The following is a 20,226-nucleotide window of genomic DNA, read 5'->3' as shown; positions in this document are numbered from 1 at the left end:
TTCCGGAAAACGAAGGGCGCGCGGGGGAAGTTCCCTCAACTCCCGTCCGCTCGCGGGGAGTACGCACCGGCCCCCGTCCCGTACAGCTCGCCGTACGAGGGGAAGTCCCCGCTGGGCCCGCGCAGGCCCCCGGGAGCGGCGAGCACCGCCCGCACGATCGCCCGCGTCACCAGGTCCGCCCCCGCCGCGAGGATCTCGTTCAGGGCGAGCGGACCGGGGCCGTCCGGCAGGTCCCGCACGCCGGTGGCGAGGGCGAAGACCGTGTCGCCGTCGTTCATCAGGTGCACCGGGCGCACGGCCCGGGCGATGCCGTCGTGTGCCGTGCCGGCGACCTTCTGCGCCTGGGCCCGGGTCAGCACCGCGTCCGTGGCGACGACGGCCAGCGTGGTGTTCAGCGGGGGAGGGGCGCTCGCCGCGTGCGCCTCGGCGAGGCGCCGCACCGCCGCCGCGTGCACCGCCGGCTCGGGCAGGGCGGGCGGGCCGCCGTCGCCGTAACTCCCGTACAGCGCGCCCGTGGCCGGGTCGACGGCCGAGCCCACCGCGTTCACCACCACGAGGACGCCGACCGTGACGCCCGACTCCAGGACCGTGCTCGCCGTGCCCACCCCGCCCCGGAGGCCGCCGACCACCGCGCCCGTGCCCGCGCCGACCGCGCCCGTCTCCACGCGCGCGTGGTCGCCGCCCGCGTCGGCCGCCTCGACCGCGGCCCGTCCCGTCGCCGCGTCCGGCCGGGCCGTGAAGTCGCCGCCCCTGCCCAGGTCGAAGACGCAGGCGGCGGGCACCACCGGCACCACATGGGACGGCTCGGGCCCCACCCGCACGCCCCGGTGCCGCTCCTCCAGCCAGGCCATCACCCCGGCGGCGGCGTCGAGTCCGTACGCGCTGCCGCCGGTCAGGACGACCGCGTCGATGCGCTGGACGACGTTCCTCGGGTCCAGGGCGTCCGTCTCCCGCGTCCCCGGCCCTCCGCCCCGTACGTCCACGGCGGCGACGACCCCGCCCTCGGGCCCCAGCACCACCGTGGTGCCGCTGAGGGCCCCGGGCCCCTCCACGCGCGCGTGCCCCACGCGCAGTCCGCCGACGTCGGTGATCGAGTCCTGGCCGTGCGTCCCCTCGGGCTGTGTCATGCCCCCTGCCTACCACGGGGGCGCGGCCGCCGTGGGCGCGCCGGTTCAGCCGGTCTCCGCCCGAGAGCCCGTCCTCGTCGCCGGGTTGCGGGCCGTCAGGGTCACGCCCACCGCGACCGTGGCCGCGGCGACCAGGCCGGCGGCCAGGACGGCCCAGTGGCCCGCGAAGGAGCACAGCAGGATCGCGCCCGCGGAGACGGGCAGGACGAGCTGCTGGGCGAGGCCGACCTTGAAGTAGCGGGCGTGCAGCAGCCACACGGACAGCAGGAACACGGCCGCCGGGATCGTCACCGCCGCGGAGGCGGTGAGCGTGGAGACGTGCGCCTTGCCCACGGCCTGTTCCACGGCGATCTCCAGGCCGGCGCCGACGGCGGCGGCCGACGCGAAGATCACGTAGTGGCCGTAGCCCCACAGGAAGCCCTGGCGGCTCGACGTCAGCCGGTCGTGGGCGGGGACGACGAAGTAGATCCACCAGGCGGCGAAGACGAGCAGGAGACCGCCGGCGGCGATCGGCAGCAGTTCGCCGAGGGCGTCGTTCTCGACGATGCCGGACTTCACGGCGACGGTCGCGGCGGCGACGGTCTCGCCGAGCACGATGATGGTGAACAGGCCGTACCGCTCGGCGATGTGGTGCGGGTGCCAGGTGCTGGGCGCTTCCTTCTCCGCGTACAGCGGTACGGCCATCTCGGCCAGCGCCATCACGAGGAACACCCAGGGGCGGGCCGCCTCGGGCGTGAGGAGCAGCGCGAGCCAGCCGACCTGGCAGGCGAGGACCCCGCCCGCGTACCGCCGGCACATCGTCTTCTCGGCCCGGTCGGTGGCGTGGTGGGCGGCGCGCAGCCACTGGGAGGCGAGCGCGAGCCGCATGACGAGGTAGCCGAGGTAGACGACGAGGAAGTCGTGCTCGGCGAAGGCCCGGGAGACGCCGGCGGCGAGGACGAGGACGCCGGCGATCTGGACCAGGGTGACGATCCGGTAGAGGACGTCGTCGTTGTCGTAGGCGGAGGCGAACCAGGTGAAGTTCATCCAGGCCCACCAGATGGCGAAGAAGATCATCGCGTAGTCGATGATCCCCTCGCCGGTGTGCCCCTCGGCCACCGCGTGTACGAGTTCCGCGCCCGCCTGGGCGACGGCGACGACGAAACACAGGTCGAAGAAGAGCTCCAGGGGCGTGGCGGCCCGGTGGGACTCCTCGCGGGAGCGGGCGGTGAGGGGCAGGAACGGTTGTGTCATGACCCCAGCACATCAGAGCCCCGGGCCCGCCCGCTCGTCTGCCACGCAGACGGGATGCGGGCCTGACGGGACCTCAGGCGGTCCCGGCCCGCCGACCGGCCCTCCACCGGCGGGACCCGGCGACCATCGACGGAGCACGCCGGGGCGCTGAAGCGGGCGGAGAGGGAATCCGGCGCCGTCACCGGCTTCACCTCGGCCGTCGCCGCCTTCGGCTTCTTCTTCATCCCGGCCCCCTTCGGCTCGATGGCGGTGACGAGCGCGATGTGGGGCTTCGTCGCCTTCTACCTCAGCTGCATGGTCGTGGCCTGGTGGTTCTACGCCCGCGGGAACGCCGAGTCACCGAGCTGAGCCGCCCCCGCACGAAAGGCCCCGCCACGGCGGGGCCTTTCCGCGTGCCCGGGGAGGGACCTAAGACCGTCGGGAGGTGACCCTTGCCGACCGGAATGATCGATCAGAAGGCGTGCAATGGAGGCAAGCGAAAAGCCGATCGAAAGAGGCGGTGCGGGCGATGACGGCGACCCCGGCTGAGGCAACGGTGAACGAGCGGGCCTGGAAGGGATTCAAGGGCGGGCTCTGGCGGGACGCCGTCGACGTCCGCGACTTCATCCAGCGGAACTACACGCCGTACGAGGGCGACGGCTCCTTCCTCGCGGGCCCCACCGAGCGGACCTCCGCCGTGTGGAAGGCGCTCACGGACCGGTTCCCCGAGGAGCGCGCCCGGGGCGTCCACGACGTCTCGTACGACGTGCCCTCCACCATCACCGCCCACGCGCCCGGCTGGATCGACCGCGACAAGGAGCTGATCGTCGGCCTGCAGACCGACGCCCCGCTGAAGCGCGCGATCATGCCGAACGGTGGATGGCGCATGGTCGCCGGGGCACTGGAGACGTACGGATACCCGGTCTCGGCGGACCTGGAGAAGGTCTTCACCGAGTACCGCAAGACCCACAACGCCGGCGTCTTCGACGCGTACACCCCCGAGATCCGCGCCGCCCGCAAGGCCGGCGTCGTCACCGGACTCCCCGACGCCTACGGCCGCGGCCGCATCATCGGCGACTACCGCCGGGTCGCCCTCTACGGCGTCGACCGCCTCGTCGAGGTGAAGAAGCAGGAGAAGGAGGAACTCGACGCCCTTCCCGCCGGGAACCGCTCCCTGGAGGAGACCATCCGGCTCCGGGAGGAGCTCGCCGAGCAGATCCGCGCCCTCGGCGAACTCAAGGCGATGGCCGCCTCCTACGGGCACGACATCTCCGGCCCCGCCACCACCGGCCGCGAGGCGATCCAGTGGCTGTACTTCGCCTACCTCGCCGCCGTGAAGGAGCAGAACGGCGCGGCGATGTCCCTCGGGCGCACCTCCACCTTCCTCGACGTCTACCTCCAGCGCGACATCGAGGCCGGTCTCCTCACCGAGGAGCAGGCCCAGGAGCTCGTCGACGACTTCATCATCAAGCTGCGCATCGTCCGCTTCCTGCGCACCCCCGAGTACGACGAGCTGTTCTCCGGCGACCCCACCTGGGTCACCGAGTCCCTCGCCGGCATGGGCGAGGACGGCCGGCCACTGGTCACCAGGACCTCCTTCCGCTACCTCCAGACCCTGTACAACCTCGGCCCGGCCCCCGAGCCGAACCTGACCGTCTTCTGGTCGCCGCGGCTGCCCCGGGGCTTCAAGGAGTTCTGCGCGAAGGTCTCCATCGACACGTCCTCCGTGCAGTACGAGTCGGACGAGCTGATGCGCCCCCGCTTCGGCGACGACACCGCCATCGCCTGCTGCGTCTCCGCGATGCCCGTCGGCAGGCAGATGCAGTTCTTCGGGGCCCGCGTGAACCTCGCCAAGACCCTCCTCTACGCGATCAACGGCGGCCGGGACGAGAAGTCCGGCGCCCAGGTCGGGCCCGCCACCGGGGCCCTGACCTCCGGGGTCCTCGACTACGACGAGGTCATGGCCAAGTTCGACGAGCAGCTGGAATGGCTCGCGAGCGTCTACGTCCACGCGCTGAACGTCATCCACTACATGCACGACAAGTACGCCTACGAGCGTGTCGAGATGGCCCTCCACGACCGCGACGTGCGCCGCACCATGGCCTGCGGCATCGCCGGTCTCGCGGTCGCCGCCGACTCCCTCGCCGCCGTGAGGTACGCGAGGGTCACCCCGGTCCGGGACGAGACCGGCCTCGTCATCGACTACCTCGTGGACGGCGACCACCCGGCGTTCGGCAACAACGACGAGCGCGTCGACGCGATCGCGGTCGGGCTGGTGGAGGAGTTCATGCGGAAGGTCCGCAAGCAGCCCACGTACCGGAACGCCGAGCACACCCAGTCCGTCCTGACGATCACCTCCAACGTCGTCTACGGCAAGAAGACCGGCAACACCCCCGACGGGCGCCGCGCCGGTGAGCCCTTCTCGCCGGGCGCCAACCCGATGAACGGCCGCGACACCCACGGCTACGTGGCCTCGGCCCTCTCGGTCGCCAAGCTCCCGTACGAGGACGCCGAGGACGGCATCTCGCTGACCCACACGGTCACCCCCGACGGTCTGGGCCGCACCCCCGAGGAGCGGATCACGAACCTCGCGGGCGTGCTCGACGGGTACATGGCCAGCGACGGCTTCCACATGAACGTCAACGTCCTCGACCGTGCGGTGCTCAGGGACGCCATGGAGCACCCGGAGAACCATCCGCAGCTGACCATCCGGGTCTCCGGATACGCGGTCAACTTCGTCCGGCTCACCCGCGAGCAGCAGCTCGACGTCCTGAACCGCACCTTCCACGGGTCCCTGTAGGCCGTGTCCCGATGCCCATGACCAACCTCGCCCCCGGGCCCGCCGTCACTCCCGCCGTCACCCCCGCCGTCACCCCCGCCGCCGCAGCGACCCGGCGGCCCTCCGAGGGGTCGGTCCACTCCTGGGACCTGTCCACCGGTGTCGACGGGCCCGGCACCCGCTTCGTCACCTTCCTCTCCGGCTGCCCCCTCACCTGCCTCTACTGCCACAACCCCGACACCTGGCGGATGCGGAACGGCACGCGCACCTCCGCGGACTCCGTGATCGCCGAGGCGGGCAAGTACGTCCGCTTCATCTCCGCCTCCGGGGGCGGAGCCACCGTTTCCGGCGGCGAACCGCTCCTCCAGCCGGTCTTCACCGGCGAGCTCCTCCACCGCCTGAAGCACGAGCTCGGGTTCCACACCGCCCTCGACACCTCGGGCTTCCTCGGCGACCGTGCCACCGACGCCCTGCTGCGCGACACCGACCTGGTGCTGCTCGACATCAAGGCCTGGGACCCCGACACGTACCGGAAGGTCACCGGCCGTCCCCTGCGGCCGACCCTGGACTTCGCCCGGCGGCTCGCCGACCTCGGCCAGGAGGTCCACGTCCGCTTCGTCCTCGTCCCGGGACTCACCGACGACCCGGCCGAGGTGGAGGGGATCGCCGCCTTCGCCGGGGGTCTCGGCAACGTCTCCCGCGTGGACGTCCTGCCCTTCCACAAGCTCGGCGAAGCGAAGTGGCAGGCACTCGCCATGCCGTTCACCCTGCACGACACGCCGTCACCGACCCCCGGGCAGCTGGCCGGCGTCCGGGAGGTGTTCCGCTCCCACGGCCTGCACGCCGTCTGAGCGACGCCTCCCCGCCAGACGGGTGCAAAACGGGCAAAGGGGTCTGTATGGCTTTACCGTGGCCGCGTGACCGAGCCACCGCAGACAGTCGAAGCGACACCCCCGCCGGGCGAACCCGGCGCCCACACCACGGGAGCGCCGGCCGCCGCCGTACCCCCGCCGCAGACCCCGGCCGCCGTGCGCCGCCGCGCCTCCCTCGCCGGCGCCGTCGTCTCCGTCCTGCTGATCCTCGCGATCGTCTTCGGCAGCCGTCTGCTCCGCGACTTCGACTCGGCCCTCCTGCCCTACGCCGTCGCCACCGTCTTCCTCGCCTTCGGTGTGGCCTACCGCTACACCGTCTGGGTCTCCGCCCCCGGAGCCCGCCGCCTCTTCAAACAGGGCTGGCGCTCCTTCTTCTCCGTCGCGAACTTCCGCACGGCGCCCACCGCCCTGCCCCGGATGATCGCCACCTACCTCGGCTTCCAGAAGTTCCTCGGCGCCCGCTCCCACGCGCGCTGGGCCGCCCACCAGCTCATCTTCTGGGGCTGCCTGCTCGCCGCCGCGATCACCTTCCCGCTCACCTGGGGCTGGTTCACCTTCACCTCCGCCACCGGCTCGGGCCCCGGCTACGAGATGCGGATCTGGGGCTTCAGGATCATCGGCTTCGACGCGCTCAGCATCGTCGGCTGGCTCATGTTCCACGGCCTCGACATCGCCGCCGTCCTCGTCATCGCCGGCGCCGCCTACTTCCTCCGGCGCCGCATGAAGGACCGCGGAGCCGTCACCGGCCAGCGCTTCGCCTACGACCTGGTGCCGCTGATCGCCCTCGTCGTCATCTCCGTGACCGGGCTGCTGCTCACCTTCTCGTCGATCTTCCTGCACGGCGGAGGCTACGAGTTCCTCGCGATCCTCCACATGGTGGCGGTCGTCTTCACCCTCATCTACATCCCCTTCGGGAAGTTCTTCCACATCGTGCAGCGGCCCGCCGCCGTCGGCATGCAGCTCTTCAAGTACACCTCCCGCCGCAAGGACGAGCAGGCCCTCACCTGCCGCCGCTGCCACGAGCCCATCGACACCGCCCCGTACGTGGAGAACCTCAGGGGCACCATGCGCGACCTCGACCTCGGCTTCGACGCGTGGGCCGAGTACTGCCCCCGCTGCAAGCGCGTCCTGCGCGGCAACGCCTACCTCGACCACGTGAAGAAGGGCTTCAAGTGAGCGCGACCGACCCGGCGCCCCGCCCCGCGACCGACCCGGCGCCCCAGGCCGCGACCGCCTCCGGGTCCCGCCCCGCCGCCCCGTCCGCCCGGACGCTGTCGCTCGACCCCTCCCTCGCCCCGCCCGGCACCCGTGCCTTCCGTGACGCCGGCGGCATCCCCGCCGACCGCTGGCACGCCGACCAGAACGGCGAGACCCTCGTCCCCACCCACTGCTGCTTCTGCGGCGTCCAGTGCGGCATGTACCTCCGGGTCGACCGCGGCGGCAAGGTCTTCGGCGTCGAACCCCGCAACCACGACATCAACCGGATGCGCCTCTGCCCCAAGGGCATCAACGCCTACCAGCAGGTCAACCACCCCGACCGGCTCACCGCGCCGCTCATGCGCCGCAACCGGGACGAGGCCTTCCGCGAGGTCAGCTGGGAGGAGGCCCTCGACCACACCGTCGCCGAGATCCGCCGCATCCAGGGCGAGTACGGCAACGACGCCTTCGGTCTCCTCGGCGGCGCCAGCCTCTACTCCGAGAAGACGTACCTCGTCGGCAAGTTCGCCCGGGTCGCCCTCAAGACCCGGCACGTCGACTACAACGGACGCCTCTGCATGGTCTCCGCCGCCGGAGCCAACAAGCTCGCCTTCGGCATCGACCGCGCCGGCAACCCCTTCTCCGACATCCTCCTCACCGACTGCCTCCTCATCGCCGGCTCCAACGTCGGCGAGTGCTTCCCCGTCATGACCCAGTACCTGTGGGGAGCCCGCGACCGGGGCGCCACCCTGATCGTCGTCGACCCCCGCGAGACCGCCGTCGCCCGCACCGCCGACCTCCATGTCGCCCTCAAGCCCGGCACCGACTCCGCCTTCTTCAACGCCGTCCTGAACGTCGTCGTCGCCGAGGGCCTCACCGACGAGGCGTACCTCGCCGCCCACACCACCGGCTGGGCCGAGGTGAAGGAGACCGTCGCCGCCTACCCGCCCGCCCGCGCCGCCGAGATCTGCGGCGTCCCCGAGCAGCAGATCGTCCAGGTCGCCCGCATGTTCGCCGGCGCCGGCAGGTCCATGGCCTGGCACGCCCGCGGGGTCGAGCACCACTCCCAGGGCGTCGAGAACTGCCTCAGCATCATCAACCTGTGCGTCGCCACCGGGAACATCGGCAAGCCCGGAGCCGGCTACGGCACCATCACCGGCCAGGGCAACGGCCAGGGCGGTCGCGAGCACGGTCAGAAGTCCGACCTCCTCCCCGGCGGCCGCTCCATCACCAACCCCGAGCACCGCCGCCAGATCTGCGAGATCTGGGGCATCGACGAGACCGAGCTGCCCCTCGCCGGCACCTCCATGATGGAGATGGTCTGGCAGATGCAGCGCAAGGAGATCCGCGGACTCGTCGGCATCTGCAACAACCCCTTCGTGTCGCTGCCCAACTACGCCACCGTCAAGGACGGCTACGACACCCTCCAGTTCCACGCCCAGTTCGACTTCTTCCTCTCCGAGACCGCGGCCAACGCGCACGTGGTCTTCCCCGTCACCGTGTGGGCCGAGGACGAAGGCGTCATGGCCAACGCCGAGGCCCGGGTCGTCAAGCACAACAAGGCCCAGGAACCCCCCGCCGGCGTCCGCACCGACACCTGGGTCATGTGCGAACTCGCCCGCCGGCTCGGCGCGGGCGACAAGTTCGCCTTCCCCGACTCCCGCTCCGTCTTCGAGGAACTCCGCGTCGCCTCCGCCGGGACCGTCAACGACTACTACGGCATCACCTACGAACGCCTGGAGGAGACCGGCGGCATCGCCTGGCCCTGCCCCACCACCGAACACCCCGGCACCCCCCGCCTCTTCGAGGACGGCCGCACCTACCACCCGGACGGGAAGATCCACCTCCAGGTCGTCGAATGGCACCCGCCGATGGACCCGTACAGCGAGGAGTACCCCCTGTCGCTGACCACCGGCCGTACCGTCGCCCACTTCCTCTCCGGCAACCAGACCCGCCGCCTCGGCGCCCTCGTCGAACAGACCCCGCGCCCCTGGGTCGAGGTCCACCCCTCCCACGGCTTCCGCAACGGCGACCCCGTCCGTGTCGTCACCCGCCGCGGCAGCGAGGTCTTCCCGGCCCTCGTCACCGAGGCCATCCGCCCCGACACCGTCTTCGTCCCGTACCACTGGCCCGTCCCCACCGCGGCCAACGCCCTCACCATCGACGCCCTCGACCCGCGCTCCAAGATCCCGGAGTACAAGGTCTGCGCCGCCCGCATCGAGGCCGCCCCGCACATCGACGAGGTCCCCGCCCCGCCGACCGCCCCCGGCCGGCAGGCCTACCCCGAGACCCAGGTCTCCCGCACCGACCCGCTGCCCCCCACCTCCCCCCAGGGCCGCGGCACCTCGGAGAGGAGCTGAACCGCACATGATGGGCCGCACGATCTTCATCGACCCGGGCCGCTGCATCGGCTGCCAGGCCTGCGTCTCCGCCTGCCGCGAATGCGACTCGCACCGCGGCAAGTCGATGATCCACCTCGACTACCCCGACGAGGGCCACTCCGTCGCCTCCCTCCCCACCGTCTGCATGCACTGCGAGGACCCCGTCGCCCCCTGCGCCGAGGTCTGCCCCGCCGACGCGATCCTGGTGACCGCCGACGGCGTCGTGCAGCAGGCCGACACCACTCGCTGCATCGGCTGCGCCAACTGCGTCAACGCCTGCCCCTTCGGCGTCCCCAAGATCGACCTCCAGGCGAAGCTCCAGATGAAGTGCAACCTCTGCTACGACCGCACCGCCTACGGCCTCGCCCCGATGTGCGCCACCGTCTGCCCCACCGGCGCCCTCTTCTACGGAACCCTCGACGAGCTCCGGGCCGAACGCCCCGGCGTCCAGGTGGTCGACTCCTTCACCTTCGGCACCACCACCGTCTCCACCGGCGTGGCGATGGTGGTCCCCGCCGACAAGGTCCAGTGGCCGGTCCCCGGCGGGCTCCCCGTCGTCGAGATCAATGGAAGGGATGTCCGTTGAGCGTCACCGACCCCCAGCCGCCCACCGCGGACACCGGCGCCGACGCGGCCAGGGAGGCGCTCCACGACCGGATCTCCGCGGACTCGCTCACCACCCGCCGCGACTACCTGCGCATCGTCGCGACCGTCTCCGGCGGCCTCGCCGTCGGCGGTGTCGCCGTCGCCTCCGGCATCCTCCACCGGCACGGGGACGCCGAAGGCGCCACCGAGGTCAGGAAGATCGCCGACCGGATCGAACCGGGGGAGTCGCTCGCCTTCCGTTACCCGGGCGACGAGGACCGGGCCATCGCCCTCCGCATGGAGGACGGCACCCTCGCCGGCTACTCCGCCGTCTGCACCCACCTCGCCTGCGCCGTGCTGTGGCGCAGGGACCGGGGCAGCGAGGGCGAGCTGTACTGCCCCTGCCACGAGGGCGTCTTCGACGCCCGCACCGGCGAGGTCGCCGCCGGCCCGCCGCCGAGGGGCCTGCCGAAGGTGCTGCTCGTCGAGCAGGCCGACGGCAGCGTCTGGGCCGTCGGCACCGCCCGGTCGGGCGAGAGCGCCGTCGAGGGCTTCTGCCGCCAGAACGGCGACGACCGTCCGGGCTGTCCCGGCTTCGGCGCCGGCGCCCCGACCGGGAAGCCGGCGCGGAGGAGTGAGCGCACATGACGGAGACCCCCTTCCCGCAGGACCCGGAGGCCCCCCGGCCCCCCGCGTACACCCCCGGCAGCGCGCAGCCTCGGCTGAACCGGCCGGTGCACGAGCGGTATCCGCAGATCCGCGCCACCAGCGGGTACGGCGACCCCCGCATCCGGCACACCGGGCCGGGACCGGGGGCCGGCACGGAACAGGAACCGGAACGCTCCTCGAAGCTGTCGGCCCGTCTGGCGCTGGCGCTCACGGTCGTCATCGGCCAGCTCTGGGGGCTGACGATCCTGGTGGACGAGTGGATGACGGGCGACACCGGCACGGCCTGGTGGGGCGCGGGCTTTCTCGTCCTGTCGTTCCTCGTGGTGCTCGGCCTGTGGGTGGTGGACCCGAAGGACCGCTGAGCGAAGGGCCCTTGGACGGCGGACCGCGGTCCGGACCCCGGCGCCCCCGGATCAGCGGGGTACGGTGCGGGCCCGCGGGCGTACCCTGAAGTCATGAGCACCGCCCCCGCCCACGGCCCGCGAGACGCGAAGCGGTCCGGCCCGCATCCCACGAACGAGACGAAGCCGGTACTCGTCTTCGACGATCCGCTGGACCAGCAGTCCGCGGACGACACGGACCGTGGGTGGGGCGAGCGGCCTCCGGCCGGCGGCGACAGCGCCACCGACCTCGCGCGCTTCCTCGACGAGAAGCCGCCGCACCACCTCTGATCCCGGCCTGCCGTGCCGGTCAGGAGGTGGAGTGCGTCCCCGAGGCCGCTCCGGAACCCGAACCGTTGGAGCTCGGCGTGGCGCCCGTGAGCGGGCCGCGCTGCGCGACGAGGTGGTCGCGGATCTCCTTGAGGACCTCCAGCTCGGTGATCTCGATGGTCTCCGCGACGCCCTGCTTCGCCTTGTCGTGCGCGGCGCGCTTCGCGAGGATCCTCGCCATCGGCAGGACCATCAGGAAGTAGACGACGGCCGCGGTGATGAGGAAGCTCAGGACCGCGCTGAGGACCAGGCCCCACTGGATCTGGATGCCCTGCATCTCGCCGTCGACCACCCGGCAGGGGTCCTTCAGACAGGACGCGTAGCTCTCCAGGTTCTTCGTGCCGAAAGCGCCGACGACCGGGTTGATGATGCCCTTGACCACCGAGTTCACGATGTTGGTGAAGGCGGCACCGATGACGACGGCCACGGCCAGGTCGATCACGTTGCCACGCATCAGGAAGGCCTTGAAGCCCGCCAGCAAACTTTCCTTGTTCTCGGTCACCGAGGTGCCTTTCGTCGCTCGTACTGCTGTCTGCCCAGCCATTAGGCCGCGCGCGGCGCGGGGGCGTCCAATCGGTACACACGGGACGGTGACTCGACAGGGTGCCCGTGCGAATCAGCACATCGTCACCGCCAGCCGGGAGGTGACACCGGCACCCGCGAGTGCCGCCGCCGTCGACCGGGGCACGGACAGGACGACGAGCGCCCCGCCGTCCGACCGCGTCTCGTCCGGGTGCGGGACGTCGACCACACGGGCGCCCTTCGCCACCACCCGGGCCTCGCTCTCCGTGCCCAGCGGCGAGTCGGCGGCGGCGATCACGTCGACCCGGTCGCCGGGGCGCAGCAGCCGTACGGTCGCGGCGTCGGCGATCCGTACCGGAGCGGACACCGGACGCACGGCGACGGGCGGGCGCGCGCGGGCGGCGGCCGTGGGGAGCTGAGCCCCTCCGGTCCCCGGCGGGGGAGGCGCCGGAGCGCCGCTCGCGACGGCGAGCGCGACGGCGGCGAGCGTCAGCAGTACCGCCGGCGCCCACCGCCCCCGCCGCCGCAGCGCCCTGCGCAGCCGCCGCCGGGCGCCCCGTACCCGTAGGGGCTCGAAGTCCGGCACCGCGCACGGCGCCGGAACGGAGGGGCGAGCGGAGGAGGTCAGGGAGGCGGAGGAAGTGAGGGAGGCGGAGGGAGCGGAGGAGTACGGGGAGGCAGTGGAGGAGTACGGGGAGGGAGACGTCGTCATCGTGGAGCACCGCCCGTTCTGGTCGGAAGGGGCCCCTGTGGCCCGCGCTCCCACTGTCCCGGTCGCGCCGCGTCCCCGCTCCGGCCTGGGGATCACCCCGAGCCTGTGGACAACTCCCTCACCCTCCGGAGGGAACGTCCCGGAATGCCGAGAGCCCCGTCGCATGCGACGGGGCTCTCGGGGAAAGGCTGGGTCAGGCGGCCGAGCTTCCGGTGCTCGACGAGGACGTCGAGGAGGAGGAAGCGGACGACGACGCGGTCGACGCGGCCGGCTTCGCGTCCGACGTCGAGGACGTGGACGCGGGGGTCGTGGACTTCGAAGCGGCCGGCGAGCTGCTGGACGACGAGCCGCGGCTGTCGTTCCGGTAGAAGCCGGAACCCTTGAAGACGATGCCGACGGCCGAGAACACCTTCTTCAGGCGGCCCTTGCACTGGGGGCACTCGGTCAACGCGTCATCGGTGAACTTCTGCACCGCCTCGAGGCCCTCGCCGCACTCGGTGCACTGGTACTGGTAGGTCGGCACTTGTCTTCCTCCTGGCACTCACACTCATCGAGTGCTAACGACGATCCATAGTGACGTATTCCGCGGGATCAGTCCACCGTCACCGGCACGCGGTGACCGATACCACGTGCCGCGACCCGGCTCGTCTCGCGGGGTGCGAGCCGCGACCGCAGGGCCAGGAGCGTGGCGAGGGCGAGCGCCGTGCCCGCCAGCGGCACCAGGAATCCGGTGCTCGACCCGTGGGCGTCGGCGAGCCGGCCGGCGACCGTGACGGCCGCGGCCTGGCCGAGCGCGACGGCGCCGGTGAGCCAGGTGAACGCCTCGGTGCGGGCGGACGCCGGGATCAGGGTCTCGACGATGGTGTAGCCGGTGATCAGGGCCGGGGCGATGCACAGGCCCACGACCAGGCCCAGGGCGCCGAGGAGCAGCACCGAGTGGGCGGTCCACAGCAGGGAGGCGGCGACGGTGAGTCCGGCGTAGCCGAGGATCAGGCGGCGGCGGGGCCCCGTCTTCCAGGCGACGGCGCCCATGGCGATGCCCGCGAGCATGTTGCCGGCGGCGAAGATCCCGTACAGGAGCCCGTTGGCGCCGGGGTTGCCGATCTCCTCGGTGAACGCGGTGAGGGAGACCTGCATGCCGCCGAAGACGGAGCCGATGCCGAGGAACGCGACGATGAGGACGCGGACGCCGGGGATGGAGAGGGCGGAGCGGTGGGGCTCGGCCGACGCGGCCGCGGTGACGCCGAAGGCGGGCTGGGTGGCGCGCTGGGCGGCGAAGAACAGTCCGCCGACGAGGGTGAGGGCGGCCTCGGCGATCAGTCCGGCGGCCGGGTGGACGCCGGTGCACAGGGCGGTGGCGAGGACGGGTCCGACGACGAAGGTGAACTCGTCGGTGACCGACTCGAAGGCCGCGGCCGTCGGCATCAGCGGGGTGCCGTCGAGCTTCGCGGCCCAGCGGGCCCTGACCATCGGTCCGACCTGCGGCACGGAGGCGCCGGCGGGTACGGCGGCCAGGAACAGCGCCCAGAGCGGGGCGCCGGTCAGCGCGAGCGTGACGAGCAGGGAGACGGACGCGGTGTGGATCAGGACACCGGGGACCAGGACGGCGCGCTGGCCGAAGCGGTCGGCGAGCTTGCCGCTCTGCGGAGCGAACAGCGCCATGGAGACGCCGGTGACGGCGGCGACGGCGCCGGCGCTGCCGAAGGAGCCGGTGGTGTGCTGGACGAGCAGGACGATGCCGATGGTCAGCATCGCGAAGGGCTGCCGTGCGGCGAAGCCGGGGAGCAGGAAGGACAGCGCACCGGGTGTGCGCAGCAGCCGGCCGTAGCCGGGTCGCTTGTCCGAGTTGACCGTGGACGCCACGGTCCTGGCCTTTCTGCCGCCTGGTAGCGCGTCCCGGCACGGTGGTGCGGGTGTCGCCGAGAGCTGTCCTCATGCGCGTCACTGCGGTAGATACCGGGCCGGCCCCACTGCGGAGGGGCGCCACGGCCGCCATACGGTCGCGCCAGCTCTGCGTCAGGCAGAGTTGGTTCGATCAGGTGTGCCTTCATGGTACAGGGAGGAGCGTCTTCCCGCCTGAGAAAACGCTCCCGCCCCCGAAATGATGCCTCGGATTGACCGGATGCCCGCTCGTCGGGCCTGGGTCTGGGAGTGGGCGGGCCCGGGCCGCCCGGTCAGCCACGCCCGGTGCGCCCGGGCCGCCCCCTGGGCCGGGACCGCCCCGCCTCAGCCGGACGGCTTCCTCTCGTGGTGCCCGTGGCGGTGGAAGCGCGGCGCCGTGTCCGAGGGCGTGGAGGCCGCCGTGGCGCCTCCCGTCCCGAGCCAGCCGGCGAGCTTGCCGCCCTGGCCGACCGCGCGCAGGCGCCGCTCGGTGGCGTCCCGTACCGGGTCGGTGGCGACGACGAGGAGCTCGTCGCCGCGCCGCAGGACGGTCGCGGGCCCGGGGACGAAGCTCTTCTCCTCCCGTACGACGAGGGTGACGGCCGCTCCGGCCGGGAGCCGCAGCTCGGCGACCTCGACGCCGTGCATCCGGGAGCCGTCCGGGATGGCGACGGAGAGCAGGTGGCCGCGCAGCCGCTCCAGCGGGGCGGACTCGACGCCGAGGTCGGAGGCCCCCGAGGAGTCGCCGAGCTTCAGTGCCCGCGCGAGCCAGGGCAGGGTGGGGCCCTGGACGAGGGTGTAGACGACGACGAGCACGAAGACGATGTTGAAGATCCGCTCGCTGCCCTCGACCTCCGTCACCATCGGGATGGTGGCGAGGATGATGGGGACGGCTCCGCGCAGTCCCGCCCAGGACATGAGGGCCTGCTCCTGCCAGGGGATCCGGAAGGGCAGCAGGCTGACCAGGACCTCCATGGGCCGGGCGACCACGGTCAGGACCAGGCCGATGACGACGGCGGGCCAGAAGTCGTGGACGAGCTCGTGCGGGGTGACGAGCAGGCCGAGCAGGACGAACATGCCGATCTGGGCGATCCAGCCGAGGCCCTCGGCGAAGCCGCGGTTCGCGGGCGCGTGGGGCAGCTTGGCGTTGCCGAGGACCATCGACGCGAGGTAGACGGCGAGGAAGCCGGAGCCGTGGGCCATGGCGCCGGCGGCGTAGGCGACGACGGCGATGGCCATGACGGCGATCGGGTAGAGGCCGGAGGCGGGCAGGGCGACGTGCCGCAGCCCGTAGGCACCGAGGAAGCCGACGGCGAGGCCGACGGCGGCGCCGATGGCGAGTTCGAGGGCGATCGTGCCGACGAGGACGTACCACTCGTCGATCGGCCCCGTGGTCGAGAAGGCGATGACGAGGATGACGACGGGGGCGTCGTTGAAGCCGGACTCGGCCTCCAGGACGCCGGTGACCCGTGAGGGAAGGGGCACCTTGCGGAGCACGGAGAAGACCGCGGCGGCGTCGGTCGAGGAGACGACGGCGCCGATGATCAGGGCCTGTCGCCAGTCGAGGCCGACGAGGTAGTGGGCGGCGGCGGCCGTGATGCCCACGCTCACCGCGACGCCGAGGGTGGAGAGGACGACCGCGGCGGGGAGCGCCGGCTTGATCTCCTTCCACTTCGTGCCGAGGCCGCCCTCGGCGAGGATCACGACGAGGGCGGCGTAGCCGATGACCTGGGTCAGCTCGGCGTTGTCGAAGGCGACGTTGCCGATGCCGTCCTGGCCGATGGCGATGCCGATGCCGAGGTAGAGCAGCAGGCTGGGAAGTCCGCTGCGGGACGAGATCCGGACGGCCGCGACCGCGATCAGCAGCACGAGGGAGCTGATGAGCAGGAGTTCGTTGAGCTCGTGGACAGTCAGTGGCCGTTCCTTCCCCTCACATGCAGCTGGATCGTTCCTCCAGCGGCCGACACTTCGTTACCTTACCTAATCTTTAACGTTTTCTTGACGCCTTCTTTGCGCGCGCTCGCTCGTCAGTACGGTTCTGTTCCTGACACCGCGTCCGGGCCGTCCGGACGCTGCGCCTAAGGTTGCTCCCGTACTCCAGGACCACCCTGCCCCTCGAAGGACAGCGATGCCCTCCAACACGACCGCGCCTCCCGCCAAGAAGAAAGGGCGGCGCGCCCGCCTGATCCTCCTCGTCCTGGTCCTCGCCCTGGTCGCGGGCGTCGGGGCCGGCGGGTACTGGGGTGTGAGCACCGTCCGGGCCTCGTTCCCGCAGACCACGGGCGAGATCCGGCTCGACAGGCTCTCGGGCCAGGTCGAGGTCAAGCGCGACGCGAACGGCGTCCCGCAGATCTACGCCGACACCGAGACGGACCTCTTCCGCGCCCAGGGCTACGTCCAGGCGCAGGACCGCTTCTACGAGATGGACGTCCGGCGGCACGTGACCGCGGGCCGGCTCTCGGAGATGTTCGGCGAGGGCCAGGTCGAGACCGACTCGTTCCTGCGCACGCTCGGCTGGCGCCGGGTCGCGCAGCAGGAGTACGACAAGATCCTGTCGCCCGAGACGAAGAAGTACCTCCAGGCGTACGCGGAGGGCGTCAACGCCTATCTGAAGGACCGGAAGCCCGAGGACGTCTCCGTCGAGTACGCGGCCCTCGGCCTGACCAACGACTACGCGATCGAGCCGTGGACGCCGGTCGACTCGGTGGCCTGGCTCAAGGCGATGGCCTGGGACCTGCGCGGCAACATGCAGGACGAGATCGACCGCTCGCTGATGACGAGCCGGCTGAGCGCGAGCCAGATCAAGCAGCTGTACCCGGAGTACCCGTACGCGCTGCACCAGCCGATCGTCTCGCAGGGCGCGGTCGACGAGGACAGCGGAGAGTTCGACCCGAAGGCGAAGGCCGACGAGACCGACGGCGCGACCACCGGGGAGACCCCGGGCAACGGGCCGGGCGGTTCGGGGTCCGGTGACTCCGACTCCTCCGGTGCGCAGTCCCAGCTGGGCGCGCTCTCCGAGGTCCTCGACGGCGTCCCCGCCCTCCTCGGCCCCAACGGCAACGGCATCGGCTCGAACTCCTGGGTCGTCTCCGGGCGGTACACCACCTCCGGCAAGCCGCTGCTCGCCAACGACCCGCACCTCGCGCCCCAGCTGCCGTCCCTCTGGTACCAGATGGGCCTGCACTGCCGCTCGGTCTCGGCGACCTGCCGCTACGACGTCGCCGGCTACACCTTCTCCGGCATGCCCGGTGTGATCATCGGACACAACGACAAGATCGCCTGGGGCTTCACCAACCTCGGCGCCGACGTCACCGACCTCTACCTGGAGAAGATCGGCCCCGACGGCTACCTCGTCGACGGCAAGGTGAAGCCCTTCACGGTCCGCGACGAGATCATCAAGGTCGCGGGCGGCAAGGACCGCAAGATCACCGTCCGCTCCACCGAGCGCGGCCCGCTGGTCTCCGACCGCTCCACCGAGATGGAGAAGGTCGGCCAGAAGGCCCCCGTCGGCAACGCCGCCCCCGACCGCGGCACCGGCTACGGCGTCTCCCTCCAGTGGACCGCCCTCCAGCCCGGCAGGTCGATGGACGCGGTCTTCGCCCTCGACCGCGCCAAGGACTTCACCACCTTCCGGGCCGCCGCGAAGAACTTCGAGGTCCCGTCCCAGAACCTGGTCTACGCCGACACCGAGGGCAACATCGGCTACCAGTCCCCGGGCAAGATCCCGCAGCGCTCCAAGGGCGACGGCACCCTGCCCGCGCCCGGCTGGGACTCCACGTACAGGTGGAAGGGCTACATCCCCTACGAGCAGCTGCCCTACGAGTACAACCCCGACCGCGGCTACGTCGTCACCGCCAACCAGGCCGTGATCGACTCCACGACCTACCCCGACCTCCTCACCAAGGACTGGGGCTACGGCTCGCGCAGCCAGCGGATCAACGACCTCATCGAGTCGAAGATCAAGGACGGCGGGAAGATCTCGCCGGACGACATGCGGACCATGCAGACGGACAACCGCAGCGAGATCGCGACCCTGCTCAACCCGCTCCTGCTGAAGATCGACATCTCCGACCCGTACGTCCGCGAGGCGCAGAAGCTCCTGGAGGGCTGGGACTACACCCAGGAACCCGACTCGGCCGCCGCCGCCTACTTCAACGCGGTCTGGCGCAACGTCCTCAAGCTCGCCTTCGGCAACAAGCTGCCCAAGGAGCTGCGCGTCGAGGGCGACTGCATCAACGTGCGCCCGGCCGATGCCACCGGCCCGGTCGACGAGCAGAACAAGCTCGTACGGGAATGCGGCCAGCGCGACCCCGACACGGCGCAGCCGGACGGCGGAGACCGCTGGTACGAGGTGGTCCGCCCGCTCCTCAAGCAGGAGAAGAGCGAGTGGTGGACCACCCCCGGCAACCGTCTGGACTCGGCCACCGAGACCCGTGACCAGCTGCTCGCCCGCGCCATGAAGGACGCGCGCTGGGAGCTGACGGCCAAGCTCGGCAAGGACGTCTCCACCTGGAGCTGGGGCCGCCTCCACCAGCTGACCCTGAAGAACCAGACCCTCGGCACCGCCGGACCCGGCGTCGTGCAGCAGCTCCTCAACCGCGGCCCGTGGAACCTGGGCGGCGGCGAGGCGGCCGTCGACGCCACCGGCTGGAACGCGGCCGGCGGCTACGAGGTCATCTGGGTGCCGTCGATGCGGATGGTGGTCAACGTCGGCGACTGGGACAGGTCCCGGTGGATCAACCTGACCGGGGCCTCGGGCCACGCCTTCCACTCGAACTACACCGACCAGACCGACGCCTGGGCCAAGGGCGAGCTCTACGACTGGGCCTACGGCAAGGCGGCGGTCGACGCGGCGACGAAGGACACGCTGGTCCTCAAGCCGTAGGCGGCGCAGGGAAGCGGGTGACCCCGTCCGGGGTCACCACCGCGTGCACGGGGTGGTCGTGCGGTTCCTCCGGGACCCGGGCGACCACCTCGTCCGCGTAGAGGAGCACCACCAGGGCCGGGTCTGCACCCGCGCGCGTGAGCCGGGCGAGCACCCGGTCGTACGAGCCGCCGCCCCGCCCGAGCCGCATCCCGCGCCCGTCGACCGCCAGGCCCGGCAGCAGGACGGCGTCGGCGGCGCACACCGCGTCGGGGCCGAGCCGGGGCCCGACGGGTTCGAGGAGCCCGCGCCCGGCCTTCGCGAGCCGCTCGGGGCCCTCGTACACGGCCCAGTCCAGGTCGTTGTCGGGGAGCAGGACGGGGAGCAGCACCCGCACCCCGCGCGCGTGGAGCGCGTCGAGCAACGCGCGCGTGCCCGGCTCGCGGCCCACCGACACGTAGGCGGCGACGGTGGACGCCTCGGCGAGTTCGCCGAGTTCCAGTCCGTGCCGGGCGAACGACGCGGCCGTGCCGGCCAGGGACTCGGCGTCCAGCGCGGCGCGGCCGGCCAGAAGGCGACCGCGGAGCAGGGTCTTCTCGGACAACTCGGATGACATGACGGCCTCGTGTGTGTTCACAAAACTCTGGTAACTGGCTTTATGCGGAGGAAGTTAACCGAACCCACATCTTCCTCTCATTCCGAACGGCTAAGGTGC

Annotated in this window: 17 protein-coding genes; 9 read left to right on the top strand and 8 right to left on the bottom strand. The window is 71.8% G+C overall.

The genetic code is table 11. The features are described from left to right. Positions 1 to 35: 35 nt before the first annotated feature. Positions 36 to 1,127: a P1 family peptidase gene (locus tag AMK29_RS27755; protein ID WP_073818198.1), complete on the bottom strand. Its 1,092-nt coding sequence runs from the start codon at positions 1,125 to 1,127 to the stop codon at positions 36 to 38. A 45-nt stretch (positions 1,128 to 1,172) separates the two neighbouring features. Continuing rightward, the gene (locus tag AMK29_RS27750) at positions 1,173 to 2,360 is read right to left on the bottom strand and encodes a low temperature requirement protein A (RefSeq protein WP_073818196.1); all 1,188 of its coding nucleotides are present in this window, start codon (positions 2,358 to 2,360) and stop codon (positions 1,173 to 1,175) included. 508 nt (positions 2,361 to 2,868) lie between these two features. Here AMK29_RS27750 and pflB point away from each other — a divergent pair. The 8 genes from pflB (at position 2,869) to AMK29_RS27700 (ending at position 11,493) form a co-directional block, all read left to right on the top strand. Further along, positions 2,869 to 5,139: a formate C-acetyltransferase gene (gene pflB, locus AMK29_RS27735; protein WP_073818193.1), complete on the top strand. Its 2,271-nt coding sequence runs from the start codon at positions 2,869 to 2,871 to the stop codon at positions 5,137 to 5,139. Positions 5,140 to 5,156: 17 nt separating this feature from the next. Continuing rightward, positions 5,157 to 5,969 (top strand): pyruvate formate-lyase-activating protein, encoded by an 813-nt coding sequence (gene pflA, locus AMK29_RS27730; RefSeq protein ID WP_073818192.1) that lies wholly within the window; start codon positions 5,157 to 5,159, stop codon positions 5,967 to 5,969. Positions 5,970 to 6,035: 66 nt separating this feature from the next. Beyond that, positions 6,036 to 7,166, top strand: a complete 1,131-nt coding sequence (locus AMK29_RS27725) for an MFS transporter (protein ID WP_073818190.1) — start codon at positions 6,036 to 6,038, stop codon at positions 7,164 to 7,166. A gap of 95 nt (positions 7,167 to 7,261) precedes the next feature. After that, entirely contained in the window at positions 7,262 to 9,547 is a 2,286-nt protein-coding gene (locus AMK29_RS27720) for a molybdopterin oxidoreductase family protein (RefSeq protein WP_073818408.1), read from the top strand. A 7-nt stretch (positions 9,548 to 9,554) separates the two neighbouring features. Next, complete coding sequence (locus AMK29_RS27715) at positions 9,555 to 10,154, top strand: 4Fe-4S dicluster domain-containing protein (RefSeq protein WP_073818189.1); 600 nt, start codon at positions 9,555 to 9,557, stop codon at positions 10,152 to 10,154. After that, a complete protein-coding gene (locus tag AMK29_RS27710) occupies positions 10,151 to 10,801 on the top strand; it encodes a QcrA and Rieske domain-containing protein (RefSeq protein ID WP_073818187.1) in 651 nt (216 codons plus the stop codon). Before AMK29_RS27715 ends, AMK29_RS27710 begins: the two co-directional genes overlap by 4 nt. Next, positions 10,798 to 11,184: a hypothetical protein gene (locus tag AMK29_RS27705; RefSeq protein WP_073818185.1), complete on the top strand. Its 387-nt coding sequence runs from the start codon at positions 10,798 to 10,800 to the stop codon at positions 11,182 to 11,184. The genes AMK29_RS27710 and AMK29_RS27705 overlap by 4 nt, the downstream gene beginning before the upstream one ends. A gap of 93 nt (positions 11,185 to 11,277) precedes the next feature. Then, a complete protein-coding gene (locus AMK29_RS27700) occupies positions 11,278 to 11,493 on the top strand; it encodes a hypothetical protein (RefSeq protein WP_073818184.1) in 216 nt (71 codons plus the stop codon). A 19-nt stretch (positions 11,494 to 11,512) separates the two neighbouring features. Here AMK29_RS27700 and mscL read toward each other — a convergent pair whose 3' ends face one another. The 5 genes from mscL to AMK29_RS27675 all read right to left on the bottom strand — a co-directional run bounded on the left by mscL (position 11,513) and on the right by AMK29_RS27675 (position 16,516). Beyond that, positions 11,513 to 12,034 (bottom strand): large conductance mechanosensitive channel protein MscL, encoded by a 522-nt coding sequence (gene mscL / locus AMK29_RS27695; RefSeq protein ID WP_073818182.1) that lies wholly within the window; start codon positions 12,032 to 12,034, stop codon positions 11,513 to 11,515. Positions 12,035 to 12,148: 114 nt separating this feature from the next. Then, the gene (locus tag AMK29_RS27690) at positions 12,149 to 12,766 is read right to left on the bottom strand and encodes a hypothetical protein (protein WP_079197174.1); all 618 of its coding nucleotides are present in this window, start codon (positions 12,764 to 12,766) and stop codon (positions 12,149 to 12,151) included. 193 nt (positions 12,767 to 12,959) lie between these two features. Next, complete coding sequence (locus AMK29_RS27685; RefSeq protein ID WP_073818181.1) at positions 12,960 to 13,289, bottom strand: FmdB family zinc ribbon protein; 330 nt, start codon at positions 13,287 to 13,289, stop codon at positions 12,960 to 12,962. A gap of 68 nt (positions 13,290 to 13,357) precedes the next feature. Beyond that, entirely contained in the window at positions 13,358 to 14,629 is a 1,272-nt protein-coding gene (locus AMK29_RS27680; RefSeq protein ID WP_073818179.1) for an MFS transporter, read from the bottom strand. A 363-nt stretch (positions 14,630 to 14,992) separates the two neighbouring features. Next, entirely contained in the window at positions 14,993 to 16,516 is a 1,524-nt protein-coding gene (locus tag AMK29_RS27675) for a potassium/proton antiporter (RefSeq protein WP_241845731.1), read from the bottom strand. A 259-nt stretch (positions 16,517 to 16,775) separates the two neighbouring features. Between AMK29_RS27675 and AMK29_RS27670 the strand changes: the two genes are divergently transcribed. Beyond that, the gene (locus tag AMK29_RS27670) at positions 16,776 to 19,532 is read left to right on the top strand and encodes a penicillin acylase family protein (protein ID WP_073818176.1); all 2,757 of its coding nucleotides are present in this window, start codon (positions 16,776 to 16,778) and stop codon (positions 19,530 to 19,532) included. Here AMK29_RS27670 and AMK29_RS27665 read toward each other — a convergent pair. Further along, entirely contained in the window at positions 19,522 to 20,127 is a 606-nt protein-coding gene (locus AMK29_RS27665) for a 5-formyltetrahydrofolate cyclo-ligase (RefSeq protein WP_073818174.1), read from the bottom strand. The genes AMK29_RS27670 and AMK29_RS27665 overlap by 11 nt on opposite strands. Positions 20,128 to 20,226 lie beyond the last annotated feature (99 nt).

The sequence above is a fragment of the Streptomyces sp. CB02261 genome (genome assembly GCF_001905665.1).
In the GTDB taxonomy this organism is placed as follows: Bacteria; Actinomycetota; Actinomycetes; order Streptomycetales; family Streptomycetaceae; genus Streptomyces.
The sequence above is the reverse complement of the archived record's forward strand: the minus strand, read 5'-3'. Positions and strand labels throughout refer to the sequence as shown.